General features: G+C 69.0%; 15 protein-coding genes and 1 tRNA gene. 12 read left to right on the top strand and 4 right to left on the bottom strand.

All coding sequences use genetic code 11. The annotated features are described in order from the left end of the window. Positions 1-5: 5 nt before the first annotated feature. The gene (locus AB0M01_RS02540; protein WP_363665089.1) at positions 6-608 is read left to right on the top strand and encodes a DUF2064 domain-containing protein; all 603 of its coding nucleotides are present in this window, start codon (positions 6-8) and stop codon (positions 606-608) included. A 183-nt stretch (positions 609-791) separates the two neighbouring features. Here AB0M01_RS02540 and AB0M01_RS02535 read toward each other — a convergent pair whose 3' ends face one another. Next, entirely contained in the window at positions 792-1,340 is a 549-nt protein-coding gene (locus AB0M01_RS02535; protein ID WP_363665088.1) for an NUDIX domain-containing protein, read from the bottom strand. Beyond that, a complete protein-coding gene (locus AB0M01_RS02530; protein ID WP_363665087.1) occupies positions 1,337-2,629 on the bottom strand; it encodes a zinc-dependent metalloprotease in 1,293 nt (430 codons plus the stop codon). The genes AB0M01_RS02535 and AB0M01_RS02530 overlap by 4 nt, the downstream gene beginning before the upstream one ends. Before the next feature lie 145 nt (positions 2,630-2,774). Here AB0M01_RS02530 and AB0M01_RS02525 point away from each other — a divergent pair, with 145 nt between their 5' ends. The 6 genes from AB0M01_RS02525 to AB0M01_RS02500 all read left to right on the top strand — a co-directional run bounded on the left by AB0M01_RS02525 (position 2,775) and on the right by AB0M01_RS02500 (position 8,590). Further along, the gene (locus AB0M01_RS02525; protein WP_363665086.1) at positions 2,775-3,200 is read left to right on the top strand and encodes a molybdenum cofactor biosynthesis protein MoaE; all 426 of its coding nucleotides are present in this window, start codon (positions 2,775-2,777) and stop codon (positions 3,198-3,200) included. A gap of 37 nt (positions 3,201-3,237) precedes the next feature. Next, positions 3,238-3,477 carry a hypothetical protein gene (locus AB0M01_RS02520; protein WP_363665085.1) on the top strand — a complete coding sequence of 80 codons (240 nt, stop codon included), beginning with the start codon at positions 3,238-3,240 and terminating at the stop codon, positions 3,475-3,477. Beyond that, the gene (locus AB0M01_RS02515; protein WP_363665084.1) at positions 3,474-4,511 is read left to right on the top strand and encodes a PDZ domain-containing protein; all 1,038 of its coding nucleotides are present in this window, start codon (positions 3,474-3,476) and stop codon (positions 4,509-4,511) included. Before AB0M01_RS02520 ends, AB0M01_RS02515 begins: the two co-directional genes overlap by 4 nt. Next, the gene (locus AB0M01_RS02510) at positions 4,499-5,065 is read left to right on the top strand and encodes a PPA1309 family protein (protein ID WP_363665083.1); all 567 of its coding nucleotides are present in this window, start codon (positions 4,499-4,501) and stop codon (positions 5,063-5,065) included. Before AB0M01_RS02515 ends, AB0M01_RS02510 begins: the two co-directional genes overlap by 13 nt. A 2-nt stretch (positions 5,066-5,067) precedes the next feature. Continuing rightward, a complete protein-coding gene (locus AB0M01_RS02505; RefSeq protein WP_363665082.1) occupies positions 5,068-8,034 on the top strand; it encodes a UPF0182 family protein in 2,967 nt (988 codons plus the stop codon). Between the two features lie 103 nt (positions 8,035-8,137). After that, on the top strand, positions 8,138-8,590 hold the full coding sequence (locus AB0M01_RS02500) for a hypothetical protein (RefSeq protein WP_363665081.1): 453 nt from the start codon (positions 8,138-8,140) through the stop codon (positions 8,588-8,590). Positions 8,591-8,593: 3 nt separating this feature from the next. On the opposite strand, the gene AB0M01_RS02495 is transcribed toward AB0M01_RS02500, so the two are convergent. Together AB0M01_RS02495 and AB0M01_RS02490 are read right to left on the bottom strand one after the other, a co-directional pair. Continuing rightward, on the bottom strand, positions 8,594-9,658 hold the full coding sequence (locus tag AB0M01_RS02495; RefSeq protein ID WP_363665080.1) for a hypothetical protein: 1,065 nt from the start codon (positions 9,656-9,658) through the stop codon (positions 8,594-8,596). Between the two features lie 107 nt (positions 9,659-9,765). After that, entirely contained in the window at positions 9,766-10,722 is a 957-nt protein-coding gene (locus tag AB0M01_RS02490; RefSeq protein ID WP_363665079.1) for a GNAT family N-acetyltransferase, read from the bottom strand. 102 nt (positions 10,723-10,824) lie between these two features. Between AB0M01_RS02490 and AB0M01_RS02485 the strand changes: the two genes are divergently transcribed. From AB0M01_RS02485 to panD, 5 genes are all read left to right on the top strand, one after another. Next, positions 10,825-10,898 (top strand) — tRNA-Met (locus tag AB0M01_RS02485). Between the two features lie 227 nt (positions 10,899-11,125). After that, the gene (gene tcuA, locus AB0M01_RS02480; protein ID WP_363665078.1) at positions 11,126-12,574 is read left to right on the top strand and encodes an FAD-dependent tricarballylate dehydrogenase TcuA; all 1,449 of its coding nucleotides are present in this window, start codon (positions 11,126-11,128) and stop codon (positions 12,572-12,574) included. A gap of 121 nt (positions 12,575-12,695) precedes the next feature. Beyond that, a complete protein-coding gene (locus AB0M01_RS02475; RefSeq protein ID WP_363665076.1) occupies positions 12,696-14,042 on the top strand; it encodes a SidA/IucD/PvdA family monooxygenase in 1,347 nt (448 codons plus the stop codon). A 17-nt stretch (positions 14,043-14,059) separates the two neighbouring features. Further along, entirely contained in the window at positions 14,060-14,305 is a 246-nt protein-coding gene (locus tag AB0M01_RS02470) for an MbtH family NRPS accessory protein (protein WP_363665075.1), read from the top strand. Between the two features lie 48 nt (positions 14,306-14,353). Next, complete coding sequence (panD, locus tag AB0M01_RS02465) at positions 14,354-14,767, top strand: aspartate 1-decarboxylase (protein WP_363665074.1); 414 nt, start codon at positions 14,354-14,356, stop codon at positions 14,765-14,767. Positions 14,768-14,804 lie beyond the last annotated feature (37 nt).

Below are 14,804 nucleotides of genomic sequence, written 5' to 3'. Positions count from 1 at the left end.
AGCCGGTGGTCGACCGACGTGTGGTGGTGCTCGTGGTGCCCGCAACCGGCACCTGGGCTCCGCCGGGGCGGGAGCCGGAGGCGTTGCGTTTGGCGCTGGCCGAGGACACCTACGAGGTGCTGGCCGCGCTGGACCTGGTCGACGTCGCTGTTGCCGTCATCGGTGCAGACGACGCTGCGCTGGCCGAGATCGCTGCGCTCACCTGGCCCGGTACGCCGGTCTACTCGGCGCTGTCGGTGCTGGACGCGGTGGAGAAGGCCGGCCCGGCCGTAGCGGTCGTGGCCGTCAGCCACGACGTACCGGATCTGCCTGGTCTGCTGATCGGCAAGCTGTTCCGCGCCCTGTCGGCGGCGGACATCGCCGTCACCCCTGCCGAGGACGGCTCGCTCTGCGCGATCGGTGTGAAGCAGCCGGTCGCTCCCTGGGTCGCCGCTGTCGACCCGACCTTCGACACCGCCCTGGGGACCCTCGAGCACGTCAAGCCGCGACGCCACGCCGTCGCCCTCGGACCGGGCTGGCACCGGCTGCGTTCGGCGGCCGACCTGGCCCGGCTCGACCCCGGCCTGGAGGGCTGGGACGCCACCCGCGCACTTCTCCGCGGAAAGTAACTAGCTGAGGCGTCACCTTCCGCCGGGTGCGTCGTTTGATCAGACAGCGGGGACATGGGGGTGTCCACCAGGGCTGTTCGCCGCAACCGGGGCAGCCCGTCGGTGCCGTTCAGGGGCGGTGAAACCGGCGGGTCCCGGCGAAGGGGGGAGCGACGAACCCCGGACAGACGTGTGCGGGCCGGATCACAGGGACCGGCCCGCACACCCCGCCCGTCTGATCAGCTCCGACACACTGTGGTCCAGGTCGGCCGGAAGGTCGGCCCAGCTGAACCACGCGAGGTCGTGCGACTCCTCGCTCACGACGTACTCGGTCCCGGCCGTCGCCGTCACCAGGAACTGCACATCAAGGTGGTAGGCGCCCTTGCACCCACCGGCCTCGATCAGATGCCGCGACAACTGCACCGGCTCCGCACTGACCTTCAAATCGGTCAGACCGGACTCCTCGGTCGACTCCCGCAGCGCCGCACCGGTCAGAGTGGTGTCACCGGCCTCGCAGTGCCCACCCAGCTGCAACCACCGCCCGACCAGCCGATGCAGCGTCAGCAGCACCCGCTCCTGCCCGGCGTCGACCACCAGCGCCGACGCGGTGAGGTGCTCCGGCCGGCTGCTCCGCCACATCCCGTCCTCGTGCTCGGCGAGGTAGCGCAGGTAGTGCTCCCGGAGCGCGGCCTGTTCCGCGTCCGGGGGAGTCCAGCTGGTCAGTACGGCAGTGGCGTCCTCGTGCAGCGTCACTGGTCCTTCGGGCCCTCGTCGTCCTTGGCAGCCTCGTCCAGGAAGGCGGAGATGTCCGAGTCGGACAGCTCACCGCTGGTGGTCTGCTGGGCGAATCCGATCGGGTCGTCCAGGTCCGCCGTGGTCGGCAGCAGGTCCGGGTGCGACCAGAGTGCGTCGCGCCCCTCCGACCCGCGCGCATCCCGTACGGCGGCCCACAGGTTCGCCGCGTCCCGCAGCCGGCGCGGCCGCAGCTGCAGGCCGACCAGCGTCGCGAACGTCTGCTCGGCCGGGCCGCCGGCCGCGCGGCGGCGGCGTACGGTCTCGGCCAGCTGGACGGCGGCCGGCATCCGGTCCTTGGTGGCCTCGCGGACGACGTCGTCGACCCAGCCCTCGACCAGCGCGAGCGCCGTCTCCAGCCGGACCAGCGCCGCCTTCTGCTGCTCGGAGTCCTCGGGCTCGAACATGCCCCCGGCCAGCGCGGCCTGCAGGGCCTCCGGGTTCTGCATGTCGACCTCGGTCATCGCGGACTCGATCTTGCCGGTGTCGACCTGGATCCCGGCCGCGTAGTCGGCGACGTGGGAGAACAGGTGCTGCCGCAGCCACGGCGCACCGGTGAACAGCCGCTGGTGCGCGCACTCGCGCAGCGCCAGGTAGAGCCGGACGTCCTCGTCGGTCACACCGAGGCCCTCGGAGAACTTGGCCACGTTGTCCGGCAGCAGGATCGCCTGTCCGGCCGGGCCGAGCGGCAGACCGATGTCGGACGAGCTGACGACCTCGCCGGCCAGCTCGCCCAGCGCCTGGCCGACCTGCGCGCCGAAGACGGAGCCGCCGAGCTGGCGGAGCATGCCGGCCATCGGGCCGGCCAGCTGCTGCGCCTCGGCCGGCAGCGCCGATCCCATCGCGCCGGCGACGTGCTCGGCGACCGGGTCGACCACGGTCTGCCACGTGGGCAGCGTGTTCTCCACCCACTCCGCGCGGCTCCAGGCCGCGGACGTAGTGGAGGCCTCGGGCAACGACGTGGCCTGGTCGAGCCAGTGCTCGGCCAGCCGGACGGCGTCGGCGACGCGGTCGTTGTCGGTCGCGGTGACCGAGCGGTCGCCGTTCGCGGCGACGGTCTTGCGGGCGATGTCCTTGGCCAGGTCCCAGTTCACCGGCTTGCCGTCGGTCGAGCCGCTGAGCAGCTGCTGGACCTGGGCGAAGATCGCGTTCAGATCAGGCGTGCCGCCCGGCCCGGCCGCGCCGGAGAACTGCTGGAACATGGCCTCGAACGGAGTTCCCTTGAACGGGTTGTCCGGTTCGTCGCTCATCTCGGTGGCCTTCCTCTGCAGACGGGGCGTACAACTCCAACGTACCGGTGGCGGGCTACCGTTCCTCCAGGGGCGAACGGTTTCACCGTACGCCGGGCAACGGGCTTTGGGATACTGTGTACGAACTCCGGAGACGAGGAAGGTCATGAGCGACGCGATCAGGCTGCTGGACATCCGCGACACCGCGCTGTCGAGCGACGAGGTCCTGGCCGCGGTCGCCGACCCGGCCGCCGGCGGTACGGCGTTCTTCATCGGGACGGTCCGCAACCACGACGACGCCCGGCCGGTCGACCAGCTCACCTACGAGGCGCACCCCGAGGCGCTGAAGCACCTGCGCAAGGTCGCCGAGCGGATCTGCGAGGACCCGGCCGTGACCGCGCTGGCCGCCGTGCACCGGACCGGTCCGCTGGTGATCGGCGACGCCGCCGTGATCGTCGCGGTGGCCGCCGCGCACCGTGACGTCGCCTTCGCGGCCTGCCGCCGGCTGATCGACGACCTCAAGGCGGAGGTCCCGATTTGGAAACACCAGCACTTCACCGATGGTGCGAGCGAGTGGGTCGGCGCCTGCTGACCCGTACGCTGGGCCGTATGACTGCGAAGGTGACCGGATGAGGGTCCTGGCCTGGCTGGCGTTCCCGCTGGCCGCGACCGTCCTGGCGATGGGCTGGGCGGCCTGGCGCGGCCGGACCCGCGGCCCGCGCCGCACCGGTGGTGCCTTCGCCTCGGTCGAGGACTTCCGCCGGTTCACCGACGCCCTCGCCGCGCCCGGCCCCCGGGCCACTCCCGCACCGCGCTCGGGGCTGCGCGGTCTGGTCCACAAGTTCAAACCGCAAGGGCAGGGTTCGTGACACGTCGTACCGCCACGCTGGTCACCGCAATCATCGTGCTCGTCTTCTCGCTCGGACTGGTCACCGTCTTCCCGGTGCCGTTCGTCTCGTTCAGCCCGGGCCCGGTCAAGGACACCCTCGGTACGGCGAACGGCAAGGCCGTGATCGACATCACCGGCCACGAGACGTTCCCGACCACCGGCCAGCTCGACCTGACCACGGTCTCGGTCACCTCGCCCGACCGTGACCTGACGCTGCCGCAGGCGATGCGCAACTGGCTCGACCCGCACCACGACCTGTTCCCGCGCGACATCATCTACCCGCCCGAGCAGAGCGCGGACCAGGTGGAGGAGCAGAACACCGCCGAGATGACCGGCTCGCAGGACAGCGCGGTCGCCGCGGCGCTGCAGGCCGCGAAGGTGCCGTTCCACCCGAAGGTCGCGTCGGTGTCGAAGGACAGCCCGGCCGACGGCAAGCTCAAACCCGGCGACGTGGTGCTCGAGGTCGGCGGCGTCGCCGCGACCCAGGTCCCGCAGGTCGGCGAGCTGGTCCGCAGGAGCAAGGTCGGCGAGAACGTCACCTTCCTGATCCGGCGCGGCGGCGCCGAGCAGACCGTGGTGATCAAGGCCGCGGCGACGCCCGGTGACGCGACCCGCCCGATGGTCGGCATCACGATCGGCGTCGACTCGCCGGTCAAGGTGAGCGTGAACCTCGGCCAGGACATCGGCGGCCCGAGCGCCGGTACGGCGTTCGCGCTGGCCATCTACGACAAGCTCACGCCGGGCCCGCTGCTCGGTGGCAAGCACGTGGCCGGCACCGGCACCATCGACGCGCTCGGCCAGGTCGGCGCGATCGGCGGCATCCAGCAGAAGATCGCCGGCGCCAAGAACGACGGCGCCACCGTCTTCCTGGTCCCGGCCCCGAACTGCGAGGCCGCGCTGCACGCCGGTGTGGACGGCATCCAGCTGGTCAAGATCAGCACCCTGAACGACGCGATCGGCGCCCTCAAGGCTTTGGCCGCCGGAACTGGAGACGTCCCCGCATGCACGCGATAGACAACCTGCCCGCCGACGCCCTGAGCCGCGCGGTGGTCGAGATCGAGAAGCACGTCAGCAGCGCGGGCTGGGACCAGCCCGCGCAGCTGTTCGCGCTGGTGCCGACCAAGGAGCTGCTGGCCGCCGAGCCGCAGCTGGCGGCCGAGCTCGGTGCCGACGACGCGGCCCAGCCGCTGACCCCGGTGGCCCAGGGCGAGCTGCCCGGTGGGGTCGAGGACGGTGACCTGGCCGAGGTGCTGGGTCAGATCGAGTGGCCCGAGGGCGTCTCCGGCTGCGCGCTGGCGATCGAGCGCGTCGTCCTGCCGGCTTCGGTCGAGTCAGGCCTGCCGGACGCCGAGTCCGACGCCGAGCTGGCCCGGATGGCGGCCAGTGACCCGCGCCGGCACGAGGTGCGGATGGTGGCCGCCGTACTGCGGGACGGACAGCAGTTCGGCGCCGTCCGGCTGCGCACTCACGACGAGGACAGTGCTGTGCTGACCGGCAGCGACTTGGTTCCTACCCTCTGCCAAGTACTGTCTCTGACATTCGAGCCTTCCAGCGGCGAGGAGCAGTAAGCATGAGTGACAATGTCTACGACATGCCGGAGGAGCCGCGTCGGTCGCGGCGAACTCCGGGGCAACGCCCCAAGGCCTTGCTGCCCACCATCGCGACGCTGATCGTCCTGCTCATTCTCTTCAGCGTCTTCACCGACGTCTGGACGCAGCGCCTCTGGTACCGCTCGGTCGACCTCGGCTCCGTCTTCGGGACGGTGCTCGGCACCCGCGTGCTGCTCTTCGTCGTGGTCGGTCTGCTGATGGCCGTGGCCGTCGTGGCCAACGTCGTCGTCGCGTACCGGACCAGGCCACGCGTCGCGCTCGCGCCGTCGCCCAGCCCCGGCTTCGAGCGGTACGGCGAGCTCCTGCAGTCGCGCGGCAAGATCGCGGTCGGCGTGCTCGGCACGCTGATGCTGGTCTTCGGCGGCTCCGCGGCGTCGGGGGAGTGGAAAGTCTTCCTGGCCTGGCGCAACCGGACGCCGTTCGGCGTCACCGACAAGCACTTCAACAAGGACATCGCGTTCTTCGTCTTCGACTACCCGTGGCTGCGCGTCCTGCTCGGCTTCGGGTACTCGATCGTCCTGCTGTCGCTGGTCGCCGCGATCATCACCCACTACCTGTACGGCGGTTTCCGCCCGTCCGCCAAGGGCCAGAAGGCCTCCGGCGCGGCGCAGGTCCAGTTCTCGGTGCTGCTCGGTCTGCTCGTCCTGCTCAAGGCGTTCAGCTACTGGCTCGACCGGTACGGGCTGACCACGTCGGACAGCCGCCTGTTCACCGGTATCTCCTACACCGGTGACAACGCGGTCCTGCCCAGCAAGGAGATCCTGGCGGTCATAGCGCTGCTGTGCGCCGGGTTGTTCTTCGCCAACGTCGTACGGCGTACCTGGCTGCTCCCGGGTGTCGGCACCGTCGTGCTGATCCTGTCGGCCGTGCTGCTCGGTGCGCTCTGGCCGGCGGCGCTGCAGCAGCTCCGGGTCCGCCCGAGCGAGCCGGTCCGCGAGGCGGCGTACATCACGAAGAACATCGAGGCGACCCGGCAGGCGTACGGGCTGGAAGGCACCAAGGTCGACAACTACGCGGCCAAGACCGACGCCAGTGATTCCGAGCTCAAGGCCGACGCCGATGTGCTCCCCGGCATCCGGCTGATCGACCCGAGCGTCGTCGGCCCGACCTTCGAGCAGCTGCAGCAGGTCCGTGGCTTCTACTCGTTCCCGACCGACCTCGACGTCGACCGGTACAAGATCGGCAACGAGGTCCGCGACACGGTGATCGCGGTCCGCGAGGTCCAGGTCGACCGGCTCCCGGCCGGCCAGCGGAACTGGAACAACGACCACACCGTCTACACCCACGGCTACGGCGTCGTCGCCGCGAACGGCAACCAGCGCGCCGCCGACGGTACGCCGGTGTTCTCGTCCAAGGACCTGCCGCCGACCGGTGATCTCGGCGAGTACGAGCCGCGGATCTACTTCGGCGAGCAGTCCCCGGACTACTCCGTCGTCGGTGCCCCCAAGGGCGCGCCGGCGGTCGAGCTCGACACTCCGGAGGGCAAGAGCGGCAGCGACCCGACGCTGAACACCTACGCGGGCAAGGGCGGCGTCCAGATCGGGTCGTTCTTCAACCGGTTGCTCTACGCCACCAAGTTCCGGGACGCCAACCTGCTGCTGTCCAGCCGGGTCAACTCCGAGTCGAAGATCCTCTACGACCGCAACCCGCGCGAGCGGGTCGAGAAGGCCGCGCCGTGGCTGACCCCGGACGGCGACCCGTACCCGGCCGTCGTGGACGGCCAGGTGGTCTGGATCGTCGACGGCTACACCACCTCGGCGAACTACCCGTACTCGCAGAAGGTCGCGCTCGACGACAGCACCCGGGACACCACCACCGGGCGCGGTGCGATCGCGTCGCAGCCGAGCGAGGAGATCAACTACATCCGGAACTCGGTCAAGGCCGTCGTGAACGCCTACGACGGTTCGGTCGAGCTGTACGCCTGGGACGAGAAGGACCCGGTGCTGAAGACCTGGATGAAGGCCTTCCCGGACACGGTCAAGCCGCGCTCGGAGATCTCGCCGGCGCTGATGTCGCACCTGCGCTACCCCGAGGACATCTTCAAGGTGCAGCGCGACCTGCTGGCCAAGTACCACGTCACCGACGCCGGCACCTGGTACCAGAACAGCGACCTGTGGCGCGTCCCGGCCGACCCGACCGGTACCGGTACGGCGGACTCCCCGGTGCAGAACCAGCCGCCGTTCTACCTGTCGCTGCGGATGCCCGGTCAGGACTCGCCGAAGTTCTCGCTCACCTCGGTCTACGTGCCGAACGCGGAGCGGGAGAACCTGACCGCGTTCATGGCCGTCGACGCGGAGGCGTCGTCACCGGACTACGGGCAGTTCAGGATCCTGCGACTACCCGGCAACTTGCAGATCCCCGGCCCTGGGCAGGTGTACAACAAGTTCCAGACCGACGACGGAATCAGAACGGCGCTGCTGCCGATCAACCAGCCGAGCAGCGGCGCGAGAGCCCAGTTCGGAAACCTGCTGACCCTGCCGCTGGGCGGCGGTCTGCTCTACGTGCAGCCGGTGTACTCGGTGCGGACGTCCGGCCCCGGTAGTTATCCGGTGCTGCGGTACGTGCTGGTCTCCTTCGGTGATCGCGTCGCGTTCGGTTCGACGCTGTCGGAGGCGCTGACCAAGGTGTTCAACACCTCGGTCGAAACGCCGGACGACCCGACACCGCAGGACCCGAACCCGCCGCAGCAGCCACCGGCGAACCAGACCATCAAACAGGCGCTGGCCGATGCGGACAAGGCCTTCGCGGATGCTCAGGCGGCGCTGAAGCGCGGTGATCTGACCGGCTACCAGACGAACGTCAACAAGGCACAGGCGGCGGTGGCCCGAGCGATCGCAGCCGGCGCCCAGCTACCGAACTCGACACCCACTCCGACCCCGACGCCGAACCCGACACCGACGAGTCCACCGACGTCACCAACCGGCTGAGCCCGTGAACGGCGGCTTCCCCTCGGGGAGGCCGCCGTTTCACTTTGTCCACAGTCGTTTTTTCGTCCGCCGCGCCTGGGTACTTCGACGGCATCTTCCTTGCATGATCCCGCTCGTACTGATCGCCCTGTTCGCCGGACTCTTCCCCCACCCGGAGGTGTGCACCTTGGACGGCTTCACCATCACCCACGTCCCCGCCAACGTCGGAGCGACGTCCGACTTCGAGTACGAGTGGGAGGACGTCACCTTCCACAGCCGAGTCTGGGAAACCACCACCGGCGACACGACCACAGTCGACCTCACCCTGAAGACCATCCGAGGCGACCGCATCGCCGACCTGGAGTCCTTACGCACCTTCCTCACCGAGTACCACGAAAAAGACCCAGCCACCTGGGACCTCACCGCCCAAGAGCTCGGCTCCTACGGCGGCTACACGACCGACGGCCAAGCCTTCTGGTTCGTAGAACCAGGCCTGGCCGCCGAAACCACCATCAACCGCTCCCGCTTCTCCCAGGAAGAACTACTGAAGACCGCAGCGGGCTTCCGCCCGTCGTAGCCGTCAGAGGATCGAGTTGGCGCTGACCGTGAAGCCTGCGGTCACCGGCGCTCCTGCGTTGGTGAAGCAGTTGACGTCGCGGACGAACAGGTCGGGGCCCGACGTGCTGTTCGTCCAGCCGGTGTTGAGGCCGCAGAAGTTCGGGTTCGCGCCGTAGGCCGTCACCTGGACGGTGTTCTGCGGGAAGGCGATCCGCGGGAACGTCACCAGGAACAGGCCCGGGCCGGCGCCCATCACGGTGTTCGCGCCGAGGCCCAGCACCGAGTTGAGGTTGGTGGTGGCCGGGCCGAGGCCGGGCTGGAACAGGAAGTACCCGTAGTACTTCGGCGGCACGGCCGCGCCGTACAGGGACACCTTGTGCTGGTAGGTCAGCGTGAACCGGGTGTTCAGCGGTGCTCCACCGGCGTTGAAGCAGAGCACCTTCACGTCCTGGCCGCCCGCGTTCGACGACCAGCTGCCGACCTTGCACCGGGCCCCGGTGGCGGCGTTGACCGCCGTCGCCTGCAGGCTCCCGTCCAGCGGTCCACCGGTCACCAGCCCCGGGAACCGCACCAACCACTGCCCGACCCCGCCCGGCGTCGACGAGTTCGGCGCACCGACCGAGTTGTACTGACTCACCAACGCACCGGAGGCCGCCGAATCGACGTACCCGTACGGGCCGGGCGCCGGCCCACCCGAAGCGCGTACGAAGAACGCGCTGAAGCTGCTCGGGTCGAGCGCACCACCGACCCGGTAGCAGCGGATGTTGACGATCTCGTCAGCGCCCGACTGGAACCAGTTCTCCGCCTGGCACCAGTGCGGCGCGTTGTTCACGGCCGTCACGTGCACGACCCCGTTCGGCGCACCCTGGCCGGGGAACTTCACCTGGTACCGACCGACCCCAACTACCGTCACGGTCGTCGGCGCCGGCCAGGTCCCGTACCCCGTGACCGTTCCACTGGTCTGGTTCCACAGCACCCACGCCTTCCGGTCCGGGACGGCGGCCTCGGCAGGCCTGACCACCACCAAGAACGTTGCCAGCATCAACAAACAGCCCACGATCCGCGCAGGCAAGGACAGTCTGAGCATCGCGATCCCCCCTCTGAGAACCGATTACCCAGCCGATGCAAGCATGCGCGGTGAGCGACTGCAATAGCTCGCTGTAGTTCCGCAACTACACAGAGCGTTTGTTTGAACTAGTACCCGATCAGCCGGTGCAGCCGCTGGAAGGTCGGCACGAAACCCAGCCGCGGCCAGGTCCGCGAGGAGAGGAGGTTGGTCACCCGCCAGTCCGTCACCACCGAGTCGTAGCCGCTGTCCGCGCACCACTTCAGCACCGCCTCACCCAGCGCCCGCCCGGCGCCGTGCCCGCGATCCTCCGGGAACACCGCCGCGAAGCCGAGGAACCCGGCGTTGTCCGGCCGCGCCAGTCCTTGGTGTGCGCTCGACTTCTCCAGCGAGCACCCGATCGCCGACCCGATCACCCGACCGTTGACCTCGGCAACAAACGTCGCGTACTCCGGATCGTCGACCGACTCCTCCCAGTCCGCGATCGCCTCCTCCAGCGAAGGAATCTCACCCGCCGAGAACACCGGCGAAGCACCCTGGTGTCGCGGCAGCACCAGGTCGAGCTCGGCCAACACCTGCACGTCCCGCCGCTCGGCTCGCCGTACGGTCGGTCCTTCTTCTACTGCTCCTGTGAACGGCGCGCGAATCGCGTGCGCATGCTGAGCCCCGAACCCCAACCGGAAGAAGGCATTCATCAATCCAGCGTCGTCCGGTACCAGCACGTACTGCGCCGGCCGTCCTTCCTCGACCCACCGTGCGGCCGCGAAGCCGTACAGATCCCGCACGACCTCCGCGTCCGTGGCCGCCACGCCGGCCGCCTCGACCCAGACGTTCGGCCCCCACACCTTCCCCTTAGGTGCCCCCAGCAAGTAACCGACGACCTCGCCATCGCTGACGGCAACCGCGCCCGAGGCCCCTTCCAACTCCCAGGCCTCCGTCACCGCCCCCAGCGCGACCCGCACATCCTCGAAGTCCGCACGCAACAGCGGATGCCTGACCCGATGCGCCCGATGCCGCTCCGCCAGCACCCGCGCAGCCCCCGCCAGATCCCCGGCCTCGAACTCCCGAACCCCCACAGCACTCATGTCCGGCACCGTACTCCCGACCCTGCCCACCCCACACCGGTTTTCCCGCCGACGCCGATTTGGTTCTACCGCCACCCATCCCCTAAACTGAACACACAACGGCGCGGGGTGGAGCAGCTCGGTAGCTCGCTGGGCTCATAACCCAGAGGTCGCAGGTTCAAATCCTGCCCCCGCTACTCTGAAGATCCCCTGACTGGACTCGTCCAGTCAGGGGATCTTTTTTGTTGCCCTCGAATACCCCTCGACAATAGGGGCTTAGGGCAACTAAAGGAGCCTGAAGACCGGCGCCGGCCTCAGCGACTTCCCGAGTTCAAACCAGTCCAGCCAGTGGTCCACGCCACATGACGAATCAACTTAGGTAAGGCTAAGCTCATCCTCGCAGACCGAAGCGTGGGAGGCGGGCGTGAGCGATCCTGAGGTGATCGTGGTGGGCGGTGGTAACGCCGGCTACTGCGCGGCTCATGCGGCGGCCGAGCGAGGGCGGCGGGTGCTGCTGCTGGAGAAGGCGCCGAAGACCGACGCCGGCGGAAACAGCTACTACACCCTGGGCTCGACCCGGATGGTGCACGCCGGACTCGCTGATCTGCTCGAAGTTCTCGAGCCCGATCAGCGGCACGCGCGGACCGAAGTCCCGCCGTACCCAGAGGCGGAGTTCCTGGCCGACCTGGAGCGAGTCACCGAGGGTCGCGGTGACAAGGAGCTCGCCGAAGCTGTGGTCGAAGGATCGCGGGACGCCGTTCGCTGGCTGCACGGCCTGGGGATGCGGTTCGAGCTGATGTACGAGCGGCAGGCTCACGAGCAACCCGACGGGACCTTCGAGTTCTGGGGTGGGTCGCACGTCCGCAACGTCGGCGGCGGGCCCGGGTTGATGGCGGTTCACGAGCAGGTCGCGGCGCGGCTCGGGGTCGAGGTGCGCTACGACTGCGCGGTCACCGGGCTGATCATCGACGCTGGTGAAGTCGTCGGCGTCCGGGTCGGTGAAGACGAGCTTCGAGCGGAATCCGTCGTGATCGCCAGTGGTGGTTTCGAGGCGAACGCCGAATGGCGTCAGCGCCATCTGGGTGACGGCTGGCAGTACGCGAAGGTGCGCGGTACGCCGTACAACACCGGGGATCTGATCCAGGCGGCGCTGGAGATCGGTGCCGATCGGGGTGGCGACTGGTCGACCTGTCACAGCGTTCCGTGGGACGCGTCGTTCCCCGGGAACGAGAGCAATCGTGCGCTGACCAACAGGCTGAGCCGGTACGGCTATCCGCTTGGCATCGTGGTCAATCGCCACGGGCAGCGGTTCCTCGACGAAGGCGCCGACTTCCGCAACTACACGTACGCGAAGTACGGCAAGGTGATCCTGGAGCAACCGGGATCGGTCGCGTTCCAGGTGTTCGACGCGAACGCGCGCGCGATGCTGGCGGCGTACGAGTACGAGATGCCGGGGATCGTTCCGGTGGTCGCCGACAGCGTCGAAGGGCTCGCCGCGGCGCTGGAGATCGACGTCGACGGGTTCGTGCGGACGGTGAAGGAGTTCAACTCCTCGATCGACACCACGCGTCCGCTCGATCCGGCGGTCAAGGACGGCCGCCTCGCGGCGGTGGAGCCGGTGAAGAGCAACTGGGCGGCGGCGATCGACAAGTCGCCGTACTACGCGTACCCGGTGACCTGCGGGATCAGCTTCACCTTCGGGGGTCTGCGCGGTGACGTCGACGGGCGGGTGCTCGATCGGTCGGGGGAGCCGATCCCGGGGCTCTTCGCGTGCGGCGAAACGCTCGGTGGGCTGTTCAGCGGGAACTACCCGACGGGCGCTGGCCTGATCGCCGGATCGGTGATCGGGCGACGCGCGGGCGCGCTCGCCTGAGCCGCGCAACTAAAGTTAGCCTTACCTAAGTTCCTGGTGCTAAGGTCTCCCCTCGATGAGGGACGGCCGGTCGTTGCGCCGTTCATGTCTCGTGCCAAGAGGGGCCGATTACCGGATGACGATGGATGAGTTGATCGAGGGTGGGAACCACCGTTCGGGCTCGGGTGAGGTTGACGTTCTCGGGATCGGTTTCGGGCCGTCGAACCTGAGCCTGGCGATCGCGATCGAGGAGCTCAACGATCAGCGCCGGGACGGGCGGCCGCTGACCGCGCGCTTCGTCGACGCCCGGCCGCGGTTCGGGTGGCACGACGGGATGATGCTGCCGGGCTCGACCATGCAGATCAGCTTCCTGAAGGACCTGGTCTCGCTGCGGACGCCGACCAGCCCGTTCACGTTCCTGAACTACCTGCAGGAGCAGGGCCGGCTGACCGACTTCATCAATCTCAAGACGTTCTTCCCGACCCGGCGCGAGTTCCACGGGTACCTGAGCTGGGCCGCGAACCGGATCGGCATCCCGGTCTCGTACGGGACGAGGGCGACCAGCATCGACTGGAACGGCGAGACCTTCGAGGTCACGCTCGAGTCTGTTGCCAACGGTTCCACTGCGACGAAGATCGCCGCCCGGCACGTCGTACTCGGCTCCGGCATCACCCCGGTCCTGCCCGAAGGCATCGCACCGGGCCCCCGCGTGTTCCACAACCACCAACTCCTGAACCGCCTCGCCGAGCTGCCCTCGCGCCCGCACGGCCGCTTCCTGGTCGTCGGCTCCGGTCAGAGCGCCGCAGAGGTCGCCGCCTACCTGCACGACTCGTACCCCGACGCGGAAGTGCACGCCTCCTTCCGCCGCTTCGGCTACTCCCCGTCCGACGACACCCCGTACGCCAACCGCATCTTCGACCCGGAAGCGGTCGACGAGTTCTTCACCGCGCCGCCGGAGCTCAAGCGGCAGCTGCTCGACTACCACGGCCAAACCAACTACTCCGCCGTCGACGCCGACCTGATCAAGGACCTCTACCGACGCGAGTACGACGAAAGCACGCGCGGCGTACGCCGCCTGGTCGTGCATCGCGTCACCGAGGTCGAGCGGCTGACCGAGGGCCCCGACGGCGTCACGGCGACGATCCGTGACCTAGGGGACCGGGGCAGCACAACGCTCGAGGTTGACGCCGCCGTCTTCGCCACCGGGTTCCGCGCGGCGGACACCCGCAGCATGCTCGGGCCGGGGATCGACGCGTCGTCCTCGTTCGATGGCGAGCTCCCGGTCGTCGAGCGCGACTACCGGCTGCGGCTGCCCAGCGTTCCCGAGCGGATCTTCCTCAACGGCGGGGTCCAGCACAGCCACGGGTTGACGTCGTCGCTGCTGTCCAACGTCGCGGTTCGCGCCGCCGACATCCTGCGCGCGATCACCGACGAGCAGCCCGCCACCCAGCAACGACTGCCGGCCGCGGTCCCGACCGACCCCCGCTAGGACGAGGAGCAGCACTGATGGCCCAGAACCCGTTCGACGACGACAACGGTCGCTTCTACGCGCTGGTCAACGGCGAGGAGCAGCACTCGTTGTGGCCCACGTTCAAGCCGGTCCCGACCGGCTGGAGCATCGCGTACGGCGCACCCGGCGGAAAGCCGCGCCAGGAGGTGCTCGACTGGATCGACGAGCACTGGACCGACATCCGCCCGAAGTCGTTGCGCGACCACATCGCCCGGTCCGAGGCGCAGGCCGGCCTCAACTGATCCCGCACCACCCCACCCCTGTACGACCAACTCTTGGAGGAGCCGGACATGCTTCGCGAAGTCCTGGGCGGAAAAATCCACCGCGCCACCGTCACCCAGGCCGACCTGCACTACGTGGGTTCGCTGACGCTCGATGTCGACCTCGCCCGGGCCGCCGGCCTGATCGAGGGGGAGAAGGTGCAGGTCGTCGACATCACCAACGGCGCCCGCCTGGAGACCTACATCATCAACGGCCCGGCCGGCGGCGGTGACATCTGCATCAACGGCGCGGCCGCCCATCTGGTCCACCCCGGCGACCTGGTGATCATCATGTCGTTCGTGCAGGCCGAGGAGTCCGAGCTGATCGGTTACCAGCCGAAGGTCGTGCACGTCGACGGCGCCAACCGCATCATTGCCCTGGGCAACGACCTGGCCGAGCCGGTCCCCGGGGCCGAGGACCAGCTGTCCGCGCGGCTGGGCTGAGCCGGCGTCGCGCCGGTGATCGCCCGCCGGCATCCAT

Source organism: Kribbella sp. NPDC051770, from assembly GCF_040681455.1.
In the GTDB taxonomy this organism is placed as follows: Bacteria; Actinomycetota; Actinomycetes; order Propionibacteriales; family Kribbellaceae; genus Kribbella.
The sequence above is the reverse complement of the archived record's forward strand: the minus strand, read 5'-3'. Positions and strand labels throughout refer to the sequence as shown.

Coding starts and splice junctions, on each gene's coding strand:
- AB0M01_RS02525 (WP_363665086.1), top strand. CDS start 2,775: ATGAGCGACGCGATCAGGCTGCTGGACATCCGCGACACCGCGCTGTCG.
- AB0M01_RS02510 (WP_363665083.1), top strand. CDS start 4,499: ATGCACGCGATAGACAACCTGCCCGCCGACGCCCTGAGCCGCGCGGTG.
- AB0M01_RS02475 (WP_363665076.1), top strand. CDS start 12,696: ATGGATGAGTTGATCGAGGGTGGGAACCACCGTTCGGGCTCGGGTGAG.
- AB0M01_RS02505 (WP_363665082.1), top strand. CDS start 5,068: ATGAGTGACAATGTCTACGACATGCCGGAGGAGCCGCGTCGGTCGCGG.
- AB0M01_RS02490 (WP_363665079.1), bottom strand. CDS start 10,722: ATGAGTGCTGTGGGGGTTCGGGAGTTCGAGGCCGGGGATCTGGCGGGG.
- AB0M01_RS02520 (WP_363665085.1), top strand. CDS start 3,238: ATGAGGGTCCTGGCCTGGCTGGCGTTCCCGCTGGCCGCGACCGTCCTG.
- AB0M01_RS02500 (WP_363665081.1), top strand. CDS start 8,138: ATGATCCCGCTCGTACTGATCGCCCTGTTCGCCGGACTCTTCCCCCAC.
- panD (WP_363665074.1), top strand. CDS start 14,354: ATGCTTCGCGAAGTCCTGGGCGGAAAAATCCACCGCGCCACCGTCACC.
- AB0M01_RS02495 (WP_363665080.1), bottom strand. CDS start 9,658: ATGCTCAGACTGTCCTTGCCTGCGCGGATCGTGGGCTGTTTGTTGATG.
- AB0M01_RS02530 (WP_363665087.1), bottom strand. CDS start 2,629: ATGAGCGACGAACCGGACAACCCGTTCAAGGGAACTCCGTTCGAGGCC.
- AB0M01_RS02470 (WP_363665075.1), top strand. CDS start 14,060: ATGGCCCAGAACCCGTTCGACGACGACAACGGTCGCTTCTACGCGCTG.